This window comes from Treponema sp. JC4 (assembly GCF_000260795.1).
In the GTDB taxonomy this organism is placed as follows: domain Bacteria; phylum Spirochaetota; class Spirochaetia; order Treponematales; family Treponemataceae; genus Treponema_D.
Genome location: NZ_AJGU01000007.1, coordinates 24,127 through 41,528, shown reverse-complemented (window position 1 = coordinate 41,528; position 17,402 = coordinate 24,127). Strand labels below are relative to the sequence as shown.

The following is a 17,402-nucleotide window of genomic DNA, read 5'->3' as shown; positions in this document are numbered from 1 at the left end:
AAAAAGTAAAAAATGGCAATGGCGCCGCAGAAAGTAACTCCCGCTGAGGAGTTATTGGCTGCGGCGTTTTTATATTAACATCATTTGATAAGGAGATTTGATTATGTCTGAAGTTTGGGGCGTTTGGTTCCTGATTGGTGCGGCACTGGTATTCTTTATGCAGTGTGGCTTTGCGATGGTTGAAACTGGATTTACACGTGCAAAAAACGCTGGAAATATCATTATGAAAAACCTTATGGATTTTTGTATCGGTACTCCAATGTTTATGCTTCTTGGTTTTGGTCTGATGATGAGTGAAAATTATCTGTTTGGTTTTATTGGAAAACCTCATTTGCAGCTCTTTACAAACTTTGCTGAACTTGACTGGTCGGCATTTGTATTCAACCTTGTATTCTGCGCTACAGCCGCAACAATTGTTTCGGGCGCAATGGCAGAAAGAACAAAATTTAGCGCTTACTGTATTTATTCTGCAATCATCAGTGCTATTGTATATCCTATTGAAGCTGGCTGGGTTTGGAACTCTCAGGGCTGGCTTGTACAGCTTGGTTTCGTAGACTTTGCAGGTTCTGCTGCAATTCACTCAGTTGGTGGTACAGCCGCTTTGATTGGTGCAATTTTCCTTGGTCCTCGTATCGGAAAGTATGATTATGATAAGGACGGAAAGGTAACAAAAGTTCACGCTATTCCAGGTCACTCTTTGACTTTGGGTGCTCTCGGAACATTCATCCTCTGGTTCGGATGGTACGGATTCAACGGTGCTGCATGTACTCAGCTTCTTGGTGTTGGTGGTCTTGCTGCAGTATTTACAACAACAACAATCGCTCCTGCTGTAGCTGCTGTTACAACAATGCTTTTCACATGGTTCAAAAACGGTAAGCCTGATGTTTCTATGACTTTGAACGCTTCTCTTGCAGGTCTTGTTGCAATCACAGCTCCTTGTGCTACTGTAGATGCTCTTGGTGCAAGCATCATCGGTATTGTTGCAGGTATTATCGTAGTAGTTGTTGTTGAAGGCCTTGATATGAAGCTTCATATTGATGACCCGGTTGGTGCTGTAGGCGTTCACCTTGCAAACGGTATCTGGGGTACAATTGCAGATGGTCTTTTCAACGTAGAATCTGGTGTATTCTATGGCGGCGGATTCAGCCACCTTGGAGTTCAGACTCTTGGTGAAGTTGCAATCGTTGCCTGGACAACAGTCTGTATGGTAATCGTATTCACACTTATTAAGAAGTTCCACGGACTTCGCGCAAGCCGCGAAGAAGAAGTAATTGGTCTTGATAAGCTTGAACACGGTATTGCTTCAAGTTACGCTGGCTTTATCATGGCTCCTCAGGTTATGACAGAAGGCGAAGCTGGAGTAGGCGGATTGAGCGCTGCCGCTGCTGCAAGTGCCGAGGTGCCTGTAGAAAAGGCTGTGCCTGTTACAAAGGGAACAAGCCGTCCTGATGCAAAGTTCCACATGGTTACAATCATTACCCGCCCAAGCAAGTTTGACGAGCTTAAGCATGCAATGAACGACATCAACGTAACTGGTATGACAGTTGCAAACGTAATGGGCTGTGGTCAGCAGCACGGAAATACAGAAAAGTACCGCGGTGTTCCAATTGAAATGACACTTCTTCCAAAGATTAAGGTTGATATCGTGGTAAGTGAAGTTCCTGTAGACCTGGTTGTTACAGCCGCTAAGGAAGTTCTCTACACCGGCCACATCGGTGATGGTAAGATCTTCGTTTACGACGTTCAGAACGTAGTAAAGGTAAGAACCGGCGAAGAAGGGTATGAAGCACTTCAAGACTAAGTAATAGAATGTAGGCAAAGCCGACGCGAGGGAGTGGTTCGTGGTGCAAAAACACTCTGATTGTTGCGACCGCGAGAGCGGTCAAAACTATAGTTTCTTTGCAACAATCAGCGTGTAGCGCATTATTGCGCGGTTTTGCACCATGAACCGCGACCGGGAGCCGTCATTTTAGATATTTTTTCCTTTGTTCTGATAGCAGCACTATCATCAAACCTCAAAAATCATTATACTTATAAAGTTACAAAAAATGATTTTTGAGGTTTTTTCATGGACACACAACTTAAACAGCGCAACTCATTCTCAGGTTCTTTAGGCTTTGTCCTTGCTTCGGCAGGCAGCGCAGTAGGACTTGGAAACATCTGGCGCTTCCCTTATCTAGCAGCGAAAGACGGCGGCGGCCTCTTCCTCCTGGTTTATCTTATTCTGGCAGTAACCTTTGGTTTTGCCCTTCTTATCACAGAAATTGCAATCGGACGCAAAACTCAGGAAAGTCCGCTTACAGCTTACAAGAAAATTAATCCTAAATGGGGATTTTTAGGCTGTTTTTCTTTTATCGTTCCTTTCCTTATTTATCCATATTACTGTGTAATCGGTGGCTGGGTTCTTAAGTACGCATTTTCTTACCTTGCCTTCCAGGGCAGCGTTACAGTAGAAAACGGCTTCTTCACAGGCTTTATCACCTCCCAGTGGCAGCCTATTTTCTACACAGTTATTTTTGCCTTCCTTACTTTTATCATCGTTTACAAAGGTGTTGAGCGCGGTATTGAACGCTATTCAAAAATTCTCATGCCGGTGCTTGTTTTAATTGTTGTTTTCATCGCTTTCTATTCACTTTTTATTTCTCATACAGATGATAATGGCGTTACCAGAACCGGACTTCAGGGAGCTGCAGTTTATTTTATTCCAAATTTTGAAGGCCTTACCTTCAAGGGATTCTTGAGAGTCTGTCTTACTGCTATGGGACAGCTTTTCTATTCTCTTTCTATCGCTATGGGAATCATGATTGCTTACGGTTCTTACATGAAAAAGAGCGGAAATCTTGGAAAAGCAGTTAATCACATTGAAATTTTTGATACAGGAATTGCAATCCTTGCCGGTATGATGATTGTTCCTGCTGTTTACGTTTTCTCTGGAAAAGAGGGTATGTCTGCAGGACCTGGACTTATGTTCATCACTCTGCCAAAGGTTTTTAATTCTCTTGGAAATATCGGAGAGTTCATTGGTCTTATCTTCTTTGTAATGGTATTGTTCGCAGCCCTTACATCTGCCGTTTCTATTCTGGAAGCAATTACTTCAAGTATGATTGATAAATTCAACTGGAGCCGTCGCCGTGCAGCTGTAGTTATGGCAGGCGCAACCTTCATAGTTTCTGTAATCGTTTGTCTTGGTTACAACGTATTCTATTTTGAACAGAAACTTCCAAACGGCTCTACAGGTCAGATTCTTGATATTCTTGATTACTTCAGCAATATCATCCTTATGCCTATTACAAGTTTACTTACCTGTATTCTTATCGGCTGGGTTACTAAGCCAAAATTCCTTATTGATGAAATTACCCGAAACCGCGAAAAGTTTGGCCGCAAGGGACTTTATATTGTTATGATAAAGTTTGTAGCGCCGGTTCTTTTGTTTGTAATTCTGCTTGCAGGAATGGGAGTATTTTAACGGATATATTGCCATAAGAATATAAAAGCGGTAATATAGAACTAACGGCAAAGAGGTCGTAGATTTTACACTGGGATTGTCCCCGGCGGAAAGTCTACGGCCTCTTTTTTATTTTACAGAGGAGGAATAGATACCGAAAAATTGTAACAAGGTAAATCCTAAAAATTGCTGCGCACTGCTCGCAATTTTCTTAACGGATTTCCTATTCACCGCTTTGAACGTTTGCAGGTAGAAACCTAAAATCGCTTCACAGCGGTTCAGCGATTTTTTAACGGTTTCTGCTATTTGCGTATGTGCGGCTTTGTAGGTGCATTTGATTTAAGTTCAGGCGGTCAGCCTGTTGCGGAAGGTTTGAAAGAGGAGTTGCGCTCGCAGGTTCTGGAGATGAGTAAACGTATTCGTCACCGTGGACCGGACTGGAGCGGGGTTTATACTGGGGATAATGCGATTTTGAGTCATGAACGCCTTTCTATTGTTGACCCGCTTTCGGGTAAGCAGCCTCTTGTTAGTGATGATGAAAAAATCATCCTTGCGGCTAACGGTGAAATTTACAATCACAAGGAAATTCGCTCTTCTTTTGCCGGCAAATATAATTTCCGCACTGGTTCTGACTGCGAAGTTATCATTCCTTTGTATAAAAAATACCGCCAGAGCGGAAATTTTGCAGAAATGATTGAGCAGCTTTCCGGCATTTTTGCCTTTGCCCTTTACGACAGCGAGCACGACGTATATCTTATTGCCCGCGACGAAATTGGCGTTATTCCACTTTATCAGGGCTGGGATAAGGCTGGCCGTTACTATGTTGCAAGCGAACTTAAAGCCTTGGAAGGTGACTGCCAGACAATCGAAGAATTCCCTAACGGACATTATTTCTACTCAAAAGAGCAGAAGCCTGCCCGCTGGTACAAACGCGACTGGGAGACTTACGAGGCCGTTAAAAATTCAGCAAAAGCAACCGATGACAAAGGCGAAGTAATCAACCCGAGCGTAATTGAAAAAGTTCGCAACGGTCTTGAAGCTGCCGTAAAAGCCCAGCTTATGTCGGATGTTCCTTACGGTGTTCTCCTTTCAGGCGGGCTTGATTCTTCTATTATCGCAGCCATCACCCAGAAATACAGCAAAAAACGAATCGAAACAGACAGCAAGGAAGCAGCCTGGTGGCCACAGCTCCACTCATTTGCAGTCGGCCTTGAAGGTTCTCCAGACCTGATCGCTGCTCAGAAAGCGGCAGATTACATTGGTACTGTTCATCACGAAGTTCATTTTACAATTCAGGAGGCATTGGACGCCCTTCCTGATGTAATCTACCATATCGAAACTTACGACATCACAACAGTTCGTGCTTCAACTCCAATGTATCTTCTTGCCCGCGTAATTAAATCTATGGGAATTAAGATGGTTTTGAGCGGTGAAGGAAGTGACGAGCTCTTTGGTGGTTACCTCTACTTTCACAAGGCTCCAAATGCTCAGGAATTCCACGAAGAACTCGTTCGCAAAATGAGTAAACTTCACCTTTACGACTGCCTTCGCGCAAATAAATCTCTTATGGCCTGGGGCGTAGAAGGCCGCGTTCCTTTCCTTGATAAAGATTTTATTGATATTGCAATGGGACTCAACCCAAGCGACAAGATGAATATTAAACTTCCAGACGGCAAACAGCGCATGGAAAAATGGATCCTTCGCAAAGCCTTTGAAGATATGCTTCCGGAAAACATTGCATGGCGCCAGAAGGAACAGTTCTCTGACGGTGTAGGCTACAACTGGATTGATACCCTTAAAAAGATGACAGAAGAAAAGGTAAGCGACGCTGAGTTTGCCCGCCGCGAAAACCGCTTCCCGGTAAATCCTCCAAAAACAAAAGAGGAATATTACTACCGCGAAATCTACAGCCGACTCTTCCCAAGCGATTCTGCTGCCCGCTGTGTTCCACACGAAGCCGGCGTTGCCTGTTCAACTGCAAAAGCCCTTGAGTGGGATGCCGCATGGAAGAACATGGATGAGCCGTCAGGACGCGCTATTGCCGGCGTGCACGATAAGGCATATTAATTTAGGAAGATATAAAAAAAGGCGAGCAGTAATACCTGCTCGCCTTTTTATTTTACTTTTTTAATTTTGATTTGATTTTAATCCTACTTTAATGCAGCAAATCCGTTTTCCAAATCAGCTATGATGTCATCAATGTGCTCTGTACCGATTGAAAGGCGGATTGTGTTCTGGGCAATTCCCTGATCAGCAAGTTCTGCGTCGTTCAGCTGACTGTGAGTTGTAGAAGCCGGGTGAATTACAAGCGATTTTACATCTGCAACGTTTGCAAGAAGGCTGAAAATCTTGAGGTTATCAATGAACTTCCAGGCTTCTTCGCGGCCACCCTTGATGTTGAAGGTGAAAATGCTTGCGCCACCGTTAGGGAAGTATTTCTGATAAAGTTTGTGATCCGGATGATCAGCAAGAGAAGGATGATTTACCTTTTCTACAAGCGGATGCTTGCTCAGAAACTCAACAACTTTCTTAGTGTTTTCTGCATGGCGGTCAAGGCGAAGGCTCAAAGTTTCAACACCCTGCAAAAGAAGGAAGGCATTGAATGGGCTGATTGTTGCACCAGTATCGCGGAGCAAAATAGCACGGATGTAAGTAACAAAGGCAGCTGGTCCTACAGCGTCTGCAAAGCTTACGCCGTGGTAGCTTGGGTTAGGAGCTGCAATCTGAGGGTAGTTTCCGCTCTTTTTCCAGTCAAACTTACCACTTTCTACTATAATACCGCCCAAAGTTGTTCCGTGTCCGCCAATGAATTTTGTTGCAGAATGAACTACGATATCTGCTCCGTGCTCAAACGGACGGATAAGATATGGAGTTCCGAAAGTGTTATCAACTACAACTGGAAGACCGTGCTTGTGAGCGATTTCTGCAATTGCATCGATATCAGGAATATCTGAGTTTGGATTTCCCAAAGTTTCAAGGTAGATTGCGCGTGTGTTGTCTTTGATTGCGCCTTCAAGTTCCTTAAGGTTATGTGCGTCAACAAAAGTTGTTGTAATTCCGTACTGTGGAAGATTGTGAGCCAGAAGGTTATAGCTTCCGCCGTAAATTGTCTTCTGAGCAACAATGTGGCCGCCGTTAGCAGCCAGTGCTTCAATTGTATAAGTGATTGCTGCGGCACCCGATGCAAGGGCAAGGGCAGCTGAACCGCCTTCAAGGGCAGCAATTCTCTTTTCAAGAACATCCTGTGTTGAGTTTGTAAGACGTCCGTAGATGTTTCCGGCATCTGCAAGTCCAAAGCGGTCTGCAGCGTGCTTTGAGTTGTGGAATACATACGAAGTTGTCTGATAGATTGGTACTGCGCGAGCGTCTGTTGCCGGGTCTGCGCTTTCCTGTCCTACGTGTAACTGTAATGTTTCAAATTTGTAATTTGCCATAATTGTGCCCCCTGAAGTTATTTGTTTTTATTTTGCTACCTACTAGGTTAGTAGGATTTACTTTATGTCTTATTTATACAGGATATAACCTACTAGGTCAATAGGTTTTGTTAAAAAAAAACTGCATTTCTTCTATTTTTTTTCACTACTTGACTTATCCTAAAGTAATTCAGTATTATTTAAGAAAATTACGGCAAAGAGGTCGTAGATAATATTTTCAGGGAAAATTCGTCCCTGGTCTTATTGTCTACGGCCTCTTTTTTTTTGAGGTAAAGAATGAAGACACTGTATGAACCATCTTTTGAGCACGACGCCTGCGGTATTGGGGCTGTTGTGAATATTGACGGAAGTAAGTCGCATAAGATTGTTGATAATGCGCTTAGCATTGTTGAAAAACTTGAACACCGCGCTGGTAAAGATGCCAGCGGAAAAACTGGTGATGGTGTCGGAATCCTTTTGCAGATAAGCCATGACTTTTTTAAGAAGGAAGCCGGCGATTTAATCGGCAGTCTTAACGAGCGAGATTACGGTATTGCCCAGATTTTCTTCCCTGGAAATGATGCCGAATGTAAATCAGAAAAAGCTGATTTTGAAAAGGCTGTAAAAGAGGGTGGATTAAAACTTCTTGGCTGGCGTCAGGTTCCTGTTAATCCTGAAGTTCTTGGTGATAAAGCCCGCGACTGCATGCCTTCTATCTGGCAGGCTTTTATTGCCCGCCCTGAAAAATGCGAAAAAGGCCTTGAGTTTGATAAACTTCTATATAAAGTACGCCTTTCTTTTGAAAAAAAAGATAATCACAAAACCTACATCTGTTCTTTAAGCAGCCGTACAATTGTTTACAAGGGAATGTTCCTTGTTCACGAACTCAGAACCTTCTATAAGGATTTGCAGTCAGAGGAATACCTTTCGGCACTTGCCCTTGTTCATTCACGCTTTTCTACAAACACAAATCCAAGCTGGCAGCGCGCTCATCCAAACCGCTTTATAGCTCATAACGGCGAAATTAATACAATCCGCGGAAACGTAGACCGAATGCTTGCCCGCGACGGCGAAGTTGATACAACCGGTTCTGATTCTGCAATGCTGGATAATAGCCTTGAATATTTTGTAATGAACGGAATGCCTCTTCCGCTTGCAGTTATGGTTTGTATCCCGGAGCCTTGGAAGCACGATGACAGCCTGACTCAGGAAAAACGCGACTTCTACCATTACTGGGCAACTATGATGGAGCCTTGGGATGGTCCTGCAGCAATCTTGTATTCCGACGGTGATGTTCTTGGTGCAACCCTTGACCGTAACGGACTCCGCCCAAGCCGCTATTTTATTACAAAAGACAATATGCTGGTTCTTTCCAGTGAAGTCGGTGTTCTTGATATTCCTGAAAGTCAGATTGTAGAAAAATCCCGCCTTATGCCAGGCCGCATGCTTCTTGTTGATACAACTCAGAAACGTCTTATTACAGATAAAGAGCTTAAGGAAACTTACGCTACAAAAAATCCTTACGGTGAATGGCTGGATCAGAATCTTATTCACCTTGCTGACCTTAAAATCCCTAATAAAAAAATCCCTGTAAGTACACAGGAAGAACGCAACCGCCTTTACCGCGCCTTTGCATGGAACTACGAAGACCTTAATGAGATGGTTCTTCCAATGGCACGTAACGGTGTTGAACCAACTGGTGCTATGGGTGTGGATACTCCGCTTGCCTGTCTTTCGGACAAGCATCCTCCGCTTTACAGCTACTTCAAACAGCTTTTTGCCCAGGTTACAAACCCTCCAATCGACAGTTTGCGGGAAAAAATCGTAACAGATACAACAGTTTACGTTGGTACAGACGGCGACCTTCTTCATACAAAAGGCGCTAACTGCCGTGTGCTCGAAATCAATAATCCTATTTTGACAGGAACCGACCTTGTAAAAATTGCCGCATTAAATCAGCCTGGTTTGCGTGCTACAAGTCTTTCTCTTTTAATGGATATGGATAAGCTTACCCTTGAATCTGCTTTGGAAAACCTCTTTAAGCAGATTGATGCTGCTTACGCAGAAGGCTACAACATCATCATCCTAAGTGACCGTGGCGTAGACGAAAAGCATGCAGCAATTCCTTCTTTGCTTGCAGTAAGCTCTGTTGAACAGTACCTTATCCGTACTAAAAAACGTACAAAAATTTCTATCATTCTTGAAAGTGGTGAAGTTCGTGATGTTCATCAGGCTGCAATGTGTATGGGCTACGGTGCCCGTGCAATCAATCCTTATCTTGCGCATGAAGCAATTGCAGAACTCATCGACCAGAAGCTTTTGGACAAGGATTATCACACTGCAATTGACGATTACAATAAGGCAATTATCGGCGGTATTGTAAAAATCGCTGCAAAAATGGGAATTTCTGCCGTTCAGTCTTATCAGTCTGCCCAGATTTTTGAAGCAGTTGGTATTGCCCAGAACGTAATCGAAAAATACTTTACAAATACAGTAAGCCGCGTTGGTGGTATTGGTCTTAAAGAAATTAAAGAAGACATTCTTTATCATCATAAACAGGCATGGAACGACAAGGGACTTACAGTTAATACTCACCTTGATTCTGTGGGCTTCCATAAATTCCGCCGCGGTCCTAATGCAGAAGACCATCTTTATAATCCTGAAACAATTATTGCCCTTCAGGAAGCAACCCGTAACGGCGACTACTCACGCTTTAAGGAATATACAGCCCTTGTTGATGATAATTCCCGTCCTCACACTCTGCGTGCAATGCTGGACTTTAATTTTGAAAAGGCCGGAAAGGGCATTTCAATTGACGAAGTAGAAGGCGTAGATTCAATCGTACAGCGCTTTAAGACTGGTGCCATGTCTTATGGTTCTATTTCTGAAGAAGCTCATAAATGTATGGCAGCAGCAATGAATCACCTTCATGGAAAATCTAACTCTGGTGAAGGCGGCGAAAAGCCTGAGCGTCTTGGAACTGAATATAACTCTGCAATCAAGCAGGTTGCTTCCGGCCGCTTTGGTGTTACAGAAGAATATCTTTTGAGTGCCCGAGAGATTCAGATTAAAATGGCTCAGGGAGCAAAGCCTGGAGAAGGCGGCCATCTTCCTGGAAAAAAAGTTTATCCATGGATTGCAAAGACACGCTACGCAACCCCTGGTGTATCTTTGATTTCGCCACCTCCTCATCACGATATTTATTCTATTGAAGACCTTGCTCAGCTGATTTACGACTTGAAAAACGCAAACCGCGCTGCCAGAATTTCTGTAAAGCTTGTAAGTGAAGCAGGGGTTGGTACAATTGCTGCCGGTGTTGCAAAAGCCGGTGCTCAGGTAATTTTGATTTCCGGTCACGACGGTGGTACTGGTGCGGCACCTATCAGTTCTATTCACCATGCGGGACTTCCTTGGGAACTTGGACTTTCTGAAGCTCATCAGACTTTGATTCAGAATGGCCTGCGCGGACGTGTAATTATTGAAACAGACGGTAAACTTATGAGCGGCCGTGATGTTGCAATTGCCTGTCTGCTTGGTGCGGAAGAGTTTGGTTTTGCAACAGCGCCTCTTATCACAATGGGCTGTGCAATGATGCGTGTCTGCAATCTTGATACCTGTCCATTTGGTGTTGCAACTCAGAACGAAAAACTCCGCGAGCGCTTCCCTGGAAAGCCTGAATACGTAGAAAACTTTATGAAGTTCATTGCTCAGGAACTTCGCGAATATATGGCAAAACTTGGAGTTCGCTCTATTGATGAAATGTGCGGACGAACAGACCTTCTTAAGATGAAGGAAAAACAGGGCTTTAAGCGTGCCGGTCTTATTGATTTGTCCCGCGTTCTTGCGGGTGGAGAAAATGAAGGCTGGAAAAAGACCCGCGATACATTCAATTTTGAACTGGAAAAGAAACTTGACCTTACAACTTTTGTGCCGGCTTTTGAAAAATTGCCACACGGATTGGAAACGACTAACGTCGTTTCTGACAAAAAGAAAAAGGATTTTGCGTTAGCAAAATCGAATCCGTGTGGCAATCCTATCGCTATACAATCAACGGACAGAACTTTCGGTACAATTCTGGGCAGCGAAATCCAGAAGAAGTTCAGCGGCAAGCTTGAAGATGATGCTTACGTTGTAAACTGCCGCGGTGGGGCAGGTCAGAGTTTTGGTGCCTTCATTCCAAAGGGACTTACTCTTCGTCTTACCGGCGATGCCAACGATGCCTTTGGTAAAGGTTTGAGCGGCGGAAAGCTTGTCGTAACAAAGCCTGCTGATTTTGCCGGCGATGCAGACAGCAATATTATTGTAGGAAACGTTGCCTTGTTCGGTGCAACAAGCGGTAATGCTTATATCAACGGTGTTGCAGGTGAGCGCTTTTGCGTTCGTAATTCCGGGGCAACAGTTGTTGCAGAAGGCTGCGGAGACCACGGTTTGGAATACATGACTGGCGGAACTGCCGTAATCCTTGGACGTACTGGACGCAACCTCTGTGCCGGTATGAGCGGTGGTCTTGCTTACATTCTTGATGAAAAGCACGATCTTTACAAACGCCTTAATCACGAACTTGTAAAGAGCTACGACCTTGATGATGAAATTTCTACTTTGCGCGGAACAAGTGATGAAGAACGTCTTCACAGTCTTATTGAAGAGCATGCAAAAGAAACAGGTTCTGAAAAGGCAAAAGCAATTCTTGCTGACTGGGAACATTATAAGACCTGCTTCAAAAAGATTATCCCTAACGATTATCTGAAGATTATGACAGAAATTGCCAGCGAAGAGTCTAAAGGTCTTGCTCATGATGATGCAGTTCTTGCGGCTTTTAAGAAGGCGACTGCATAAGGGGGCGTTGCGGGGGTAAGCAAAGCGCCCCCCGCTAGAAGGGGTAGCCCGCAATGAAATGCGGGCGCAGGGGAAGGCTTTCCCCTCCTAAAAACATCACAGGAGAACTAATATGGCAAAACCAACTGGATTTATGGATTATAAACGAATTGAAAACGGAAGTTTTGAGCCGCTTGATCGTATAAAGAATTTTAAGGAATTTCATCCCGTAATGGAGGATGCAAAGCGACGCGAGCAGGCTGCCCGCTGTATGAACTGCGGTGTTCCAATGTGCCAGAGCGCTATCCGCCTTGCCGGAATGGTAACAGGCTGTCCTCTTCACAATTACATTCCTGAATGGAACGACGCGCTTTACAAAGGTCAGTATGATATGGCTGCCTGGAGACTTTTGAAAACTTCAAGCTTCCCTGAATTTACAGGCCGAGTTTGTCCTGCCTTGTGCGAAAAAGCCTGCAATTGCGGAAATCCTGTCTGCGGTGACGGGGCAGTTACTGTTCACGAAAATGAGCTTTATATAATAGAAAAAGCTTTTGAATCAGGCTACATGAAGCCTGAAATCCCAGCGGTTCGCAGCGGAAAAAAGATTGCTGTAATTGGTGCGGGACCTGCAGGATTAGCTGCTGCGGACTGGCTTAATCGACGCGGGCACAGCGTTACGGTTTACGAGCGTGAAGACAAGGCCGGCGGACTTTTGATGTACGGTATTCCGAATATGAAGCTGGACAAAAAAATTGTTGAGCGCCGTATTGAGCTTATGAAGGAAGAAGGCGTTGAATTTGTATTTAATGCCGATGTCGGAAAAAATATTTCTGCAGAGCATATCCTGAAGAACTTTGATGCAGTTGCCCTCTGCTGCGGTGCAAAAAAAGCCCGCGCCCTTACATCGGCTGGAATTTCTGAACTTAAAACTGGCCGCCATGGGGCTGACGGCGGAATGATGTTCGCTGTGGATTTTCTTAAAGCTGTTACAAAGTGTGTAATTGCAACTACAGGCGCCCTCGAAAAAATCGGAATCCTTCCTGCAAACAAACAGATTGATCAGATGCTTCTTCAGGATTCTGGAATTGAAGTTGAAGGAAAGCACGTTGTAATTGTCGGTGGTGGTGATACAGGTAACGACTGCTGCGGAACTTCAATCAGACTTGGTGCTGCTAGTGTTACCCAGATTGAAATGATGCCTTGTCCTCCAAAAGAGCGGGCTGCAAATAACCCATGGCCACAGTGGCCAAAAGTGCTCAAAACTGATTACGGTGCAGAAGAATCAATTGCAGTTTTCGGTCACGATCCTCGTGTCTACGAAACAACTGTAAAAGAAGTAATCAGTAAAGACGGTCATATTACAGCCGTTCGCACTGTAGAAGTTGAATTCCAGATGGTTGACGGAAAACGCCAGCTTGTGGAGCGTGCAGGAACAGAAAAAACTCTTCCTTGTGATCTTCTGCTTGTTGCCGCAGGCTTTACCGGCTGTGAAGAATATACCGCACAGTCATTCGGTGTTGAACTGGGAGCTCGAGGAACTGTTGCAACTTCCCTTATAGCAGGAGAGCAGAAAGCAGAAACTTCTTTCAGCTCAGATACAGGCTATGCAACTTCAGTTTCTAAAGTTTTTACCGCCGGCGACATGCACAGAGGCCAGTCCCTGGTTGTATGGGCCATTGCTGAAGGCCGAGAATGCGCCCAGGAGATAGATGCATTCTTATTGAAATAGAATAAATAAGAAAAATAGCGCAAGGGAACAGAGTATGCTTCAAAAACATTCTGTTTGTGATGGTCGCGAAAGCGACCAGTTCAATAGTTTCTTTACCACAAACAGCATGTAGCGCGATATCGCGCGGTTTTGAAGCATACTCTGCGACCGGAAGCAATTTTTATTTCTAAGTTGTAATATTCCTGATAAAAAGCTAAAATATCATCAAATTTATTTTTGAGGGATATTAATGATTACAGTAAGCGATGTAAGCGTTTCATTCAGCGAAAAACCGCTTTTTAAAGACGTAAACCTTAAGTTTAACAAAGGAAACTGTTACGGAATCACTGGTGCCAACGGTGCCGGTAAATCAACCTTTTTGAAACTCCTTTCCGGCGAGCTTGAACGCGATTCCGGTGATATTTTTATGACTCCGGGCGAGCGAATGGCCGTATTAAAGCAGGACCACTTTGCCTACGACGAATATTCAGTAAAAGACACAGTTATGATGGGCTTCCCAAAACTTTACGAAGTTTCAAAAGCCCGTGATGAAATCTACGCAAAGGCAGAGTTCACAGAAGAAGACGGAATTAAGTCTGCAGAACTTGAAGCAGAATTCGGAGAGCTTGGCGGCTACGAAGCAGAAAATCAGATTGAACAGATGCTTTCTGGTCTTGGTCTTGAAGAAGAGTTCCACGACAAAATGATGAGCGAGCTTGATGAATCTCAGAAAGTCCGCGTTCTTCTTGCCCAGGCAATCTACGGTAACCCTGATGCCCTGATTCTCGATGAACCTACTAACGGTCTGGACATTGAATCAATCACCTGGCTTGAAAACTTCCTTCTGGATTTTGAAAACACTGTAATTGTCGTATCGCATGACCGTCACTTTTTGAACACTGTATGTACTTACATCTGCGATATCGACTTTGGAAAAATCACACAGTTCAGCGGAAACTACGACTTCTGGTATCAGATGACCCAGATTATGCAGCGTCAGGCTCACGAGCAGCAGAAAAAGACTGAAGATAAGATGAAGGACTTGAAGGAATTCATCCTCCGCTTCTCTTCTAACGCTTCTAAGGCTAAACAGGCTACATCCCGCAAAAAGATTTACGACAAACTTGCCGATTCTCTTGAAGAAATCCCTGTTTCTACCCGTAAATTCCCTTATGTAAGCTTTAAGTCAGACCGCGAAATCGGAAACAACGTTCTTGATATCAAAGGTCTCAACTATAAAGATGCAGACGGCGTTCAGCTTCTTAAAGATTTCTCTTTGAGTGTTGGCCGTAACGATAAAATCGCTTTTGTTGGTATTGAACACAACTCAAAAACAGCTTTGTTCGATATCATCAACGAAGTAAAAAAGCCAGATTCAGGTGAATACTACTGGGGACAGACAACTTCTCACACCTATCTTCCACGCGATACTTCATCATACTTTGACAACAACCTCAACATCACAGAATGGCTCAAACAGTATTCAAAAGAACAGGACGACGCTTATGTACGCGGCTTCCTTGGCCGAATGCTCTTTAGCGGTGACGAATCTTTGAAGAAAGTAAAGGTTCTTTCCGGTGGTGAAAAAGTTCGCTGTATGCTTTCAAAACTTATGCTTTCCGGTGCAAATGTTTTGTGTATGGATGATCCTACAAACCATCTTGACCTTGAAGCAATTCAGTCTTTGAACGAAGGTTTGATTGCCTTCCCTGGTGTAGTGCTCTTTACATCACACGACCATGAATTCATTCAGTCTATTGCAAACCGTATCATCGAAATCACTCCAAACGGAATCATTGACCGCATGATGAGTTTTGATGACTACATCAAAGACGAAAGCGTTGCCGAACTTCGCAAAAAGCTTTACGAAGGTACTGGTAAAAAACTCAAGTATAGAGTGTAAAACTTGACAATCAGGCACTTTTCCTCTATATTATATATGTCAGTTTAATATTAGTATTAAAAAGACTCGTGCAAAAACACGGGTCTTTTTTATTAGTGCCCCGGGGTGAACGGAACTGCTAACTGACACTTAAAACCGGATATGGAATATACATCATATAAATCAATTAAATACTATCCTGAGTGCGCTGCTCTTGTAGAAGAACTGGGCTACAAGCTTGTGGATCTTAAGATTGTTCCTGCAAAGACAATCACTAAGATTTCTGCAATTGTCTGCACTAAGGAGCCAGACGGAAACATGGGCGTAAATGACTGCGCTAAAGTTCACCGCGTTCTTCTTCCAAAGCTTGAAGAGCTGCTTGGAACAGAAGAAACCAGTATGGAACTTACAAGCCCTGGCATTGAGCACAATCTTAAAAATGCGGCTGAGTTTGCGCTTTTTGTTGGCCGAACAGTACGCATCTGGGATAAAACCGTCACAGACTGGGTCAGCGGAAAAATTCTTTCTGCTGATGAAAAATCGGTTACAATACAAAAGGACGAGGGTACAGAGTATACCCAGACTTTTGAAAATATAGCGAAGGCAAAATTTATTTCTGCCTCAAATAATAACAATAAAGAGGAGGCTTAAAATGTCAGAAATGGCAGAAGCTATCCGTCGTTTGATTGAAGAAAAAGGTTATTCTGAAGAATCAGTACGACAGACTATCGAAAAGGCACTTAAAGCTGCTTATAAAAAGAGATATGGAACAGACGAGAACGCAATCGTAAAATTTGCAGACGATATGTCGGATGTGTCGCTTTTCTCAAGAAAAGTTGTAATTGACGGTGTTTATGACCCAACAATGGAAATTGAACTTGAAGAAGCACGCGCACTTGCAGGTGATGAGATTGAAGAGGGTGATGAAATTGATATTCTTGAAGACCCTAAATCTTATGAGCGCTCAGAAGTTTCTACTGGAAAGCAGACTGCTCACCAGGGACTCAACGAAACTTACAAGACATCTCTTTATAACGAATATAAAGACAAAGTTGGCGAAATCATCATTGGTTACTACCAGCGCGAACGCAACGGAAACATCTATGTTGACCTTGGTAATGCAGGCCGTCTTGAAGGTGTTCTTCCAGTTAAATATCAGTCTAAGCTTGAATTCTACGACAAGAATGACCGCATTAAGGCTCTCATCGTAGATATTAAACCTACAAATTCAGGTATTCAGCTTATCCTTTCCCGCAGCGACCCTAAACTTGTTTGCTCTATTCTGGAAAAAGAAGTTCCTGAAATTGCAGACGGCACTGTAGAAATTGTTAAGGCTGTACGTGATGCAGGCTACCGCACAAAGATTGCTGTAAGCACAAAACGCGAAGAAGTAGATCCAGTTGGAGCTTGTGTTGGTCTTAAGGGTGTTCGTATCCAGAACGTTATCCGCGAACTTTTGAACGAAAAAATCGATGTTCTTAAGTACGAATCTGATCCTGCTGAGTTCATTAAAAATGCACTTTCTCCAGCTCAGGTTAACCGCGTAGTTATCATGGATGCAGAAAAACGCCAGGCTCTTGCAATCGTTGATGAAAGCCAGTTCTCTCTTGCAATCGGTCGTCAGGGACAGAACGTTCGCCTTGCTAACCGCCTTTGTGACTGGAACATTGACGTTAAGACAGAAGAGCAGGCAGCAGACATTGACTTCTCTAATGTTAATACAGTTCAGAATGCACGCGCTCTCTTCAATGATGAGGCTGCAGAAGAAGAAAATTATGATGAAATTACTACTGTGGCAGAGTTGCCTGGTGTAAATAAAGAGGTTGCCGAACTTCTTAAGGCAAATGGAATTGAGCAGATTCAGGACTTTGTTGAAGCTTACGACTCAGATAAGATTCAGATTGAAGGTGTTACAAAAGAAGCACTTGATGAAATCAACAATCTTATTAATGAAAACGTTGAGTTCGTAGAAGACGAAGCTGAAACTGAAGAGGCTCCGGCTCAGGCTGAAAGCACAGAAAAAGCTGAAGAAGAGGAAGAATACTTCTGTCCTGAATGTGGAGCTAAGATCACACTCGATATGACTCACTGTCCAAAATGTGGATGTGAATTTGAGTTTGCAGTGGATGAAGAATAGAG

9 protein-coding genes are annotated in these 17,402 nt (G+C 43.7%); 8 read left to right on the top strand and 1 reads right to left on the bottom strand.

Annotated features, from left to right (window positions below):
- Nucleotides 1-103 precede the first annotated feature (103 nt).
- The 3 genes from MSI_RS05090 to asnB all read left to right on the top strand — a co-directional run bounded on the left by MSI_RS05090 (nt 104) and on the right by asnB (nt 5,512).
- A complete protein-coding gene (locus MSI_RS05090) occupies nt 104-1,801 on the top strand; it encodes an ammonium transporter (RefSeq protein ID WP_009104375.1) in 1,698 nt (565 codons plus the stop codon).
- A gap of 267 nt (nt 1,802-2,068) precedes the next feature.
- Nucleotides 2,069-3,466 (top strand): sodium-dependent transporter, encoded by a 1,398-nt coding sequence (locus MSI_RS05085; RefSeq protein WP_009104374.1) that lies wholly within the window; start codon nt 2,069-2,071, stop codon nt 3,464-3,466.
- Between the two features lie 291 nt (nt 3,467-3,757).
- Nucleotides 3,758-5,512: an asparagine synthase B gene (gene asnB / locus MSI_RS05080; RefSeq protein WP_009104373.1), complete on the top strand. Its 1,755-nt coding sequence runs from the start codon at nt 3,758-3,760 to the stop codon at nt 5,510-5,512.
- Nucleotides 5,513-5,595: 83 nt separating this feature from the next.
- Here asnB and MSI_RS05075 read toward each other — a convergent pair whose 3' ends face one another.
- Entirely contained in the window at nt 5,596-6,879 is a 1,284-nt protein-coding gene (locus MSI_RS05075) for an O-acetylhomoserine aminocarboxypropyltransferase/cysteine synthase family protein (RefSeq protein ID WP_009104372.1), read from the bottom strand.
- A gap of 276 nt (nt 6,880-7,155) precedes the next feature.
- Here MSI_RS05075 and gltB point away from each other — a divergent pair, with 276 nt between their 5' ends.
- The 5 genes from gltB to nusA all read left to right on the top strand — a co-directional run bounded on the left by gltB (nt 7,156) and on the right by nusA (nt 17,400).
- Entirely contained in the window at nt 7,156-11,694 is a 4,539-nt protein-coding gene (gltB, locus tag MSI_RS05070) for a glutamate synthase large subunit (protein WP_009104371.1), read from the top strand.
- Between the two features lie 112 nt (nt 11,695-11,806).
- A complete protein-coding gene (locus MSI_RS05065; RefSeq protein WP_009104369.1) occupies nt 11,807-13,402 on the top strand; it encodes a glutamate synthase subunit beta in 1,596 nt (531 codons plus the stop codon).
- A 229-nt stretch (nt 13,403-13,631) separates the two neighbouring features.
- Nucleotides 13,632-15,284, top strand: a complete 1,653-nt coding sequence (locus MSI_RS05060) for an ABC-F family ATP-binding cassette domain-containing protein (RefSeq protein ID WP_009104367.1) — start codon at nt 13,632-13,634, stop codon at nt 15,282-15,284.
- Nucleotides 15,285-15,425: 141 nt separating this feature from the next.
- Entirely contained in the window at nt 15,426-15,914 is a 489-nt protein-coding gene (locus MSI_RS05055) for a ribosome assembly cofactor RimP (protein ID WP_009104365.1), read from the top strand.
- A gap of 1 nt (nt 15,915) precedes the next feature.
- A complete protein-coding gene (gene nusA / locus MSI_RS05050) occupies nt 15,916-17,400 on the top strand; it encodes a transcription termination factor NusA (RefSeq protein ID WP_009104362.1) in 1,485 nt (494 codons plus the stop codon).
- Nucleotides 17,401-17,402 lie beyond the last annotated feature (2 nt).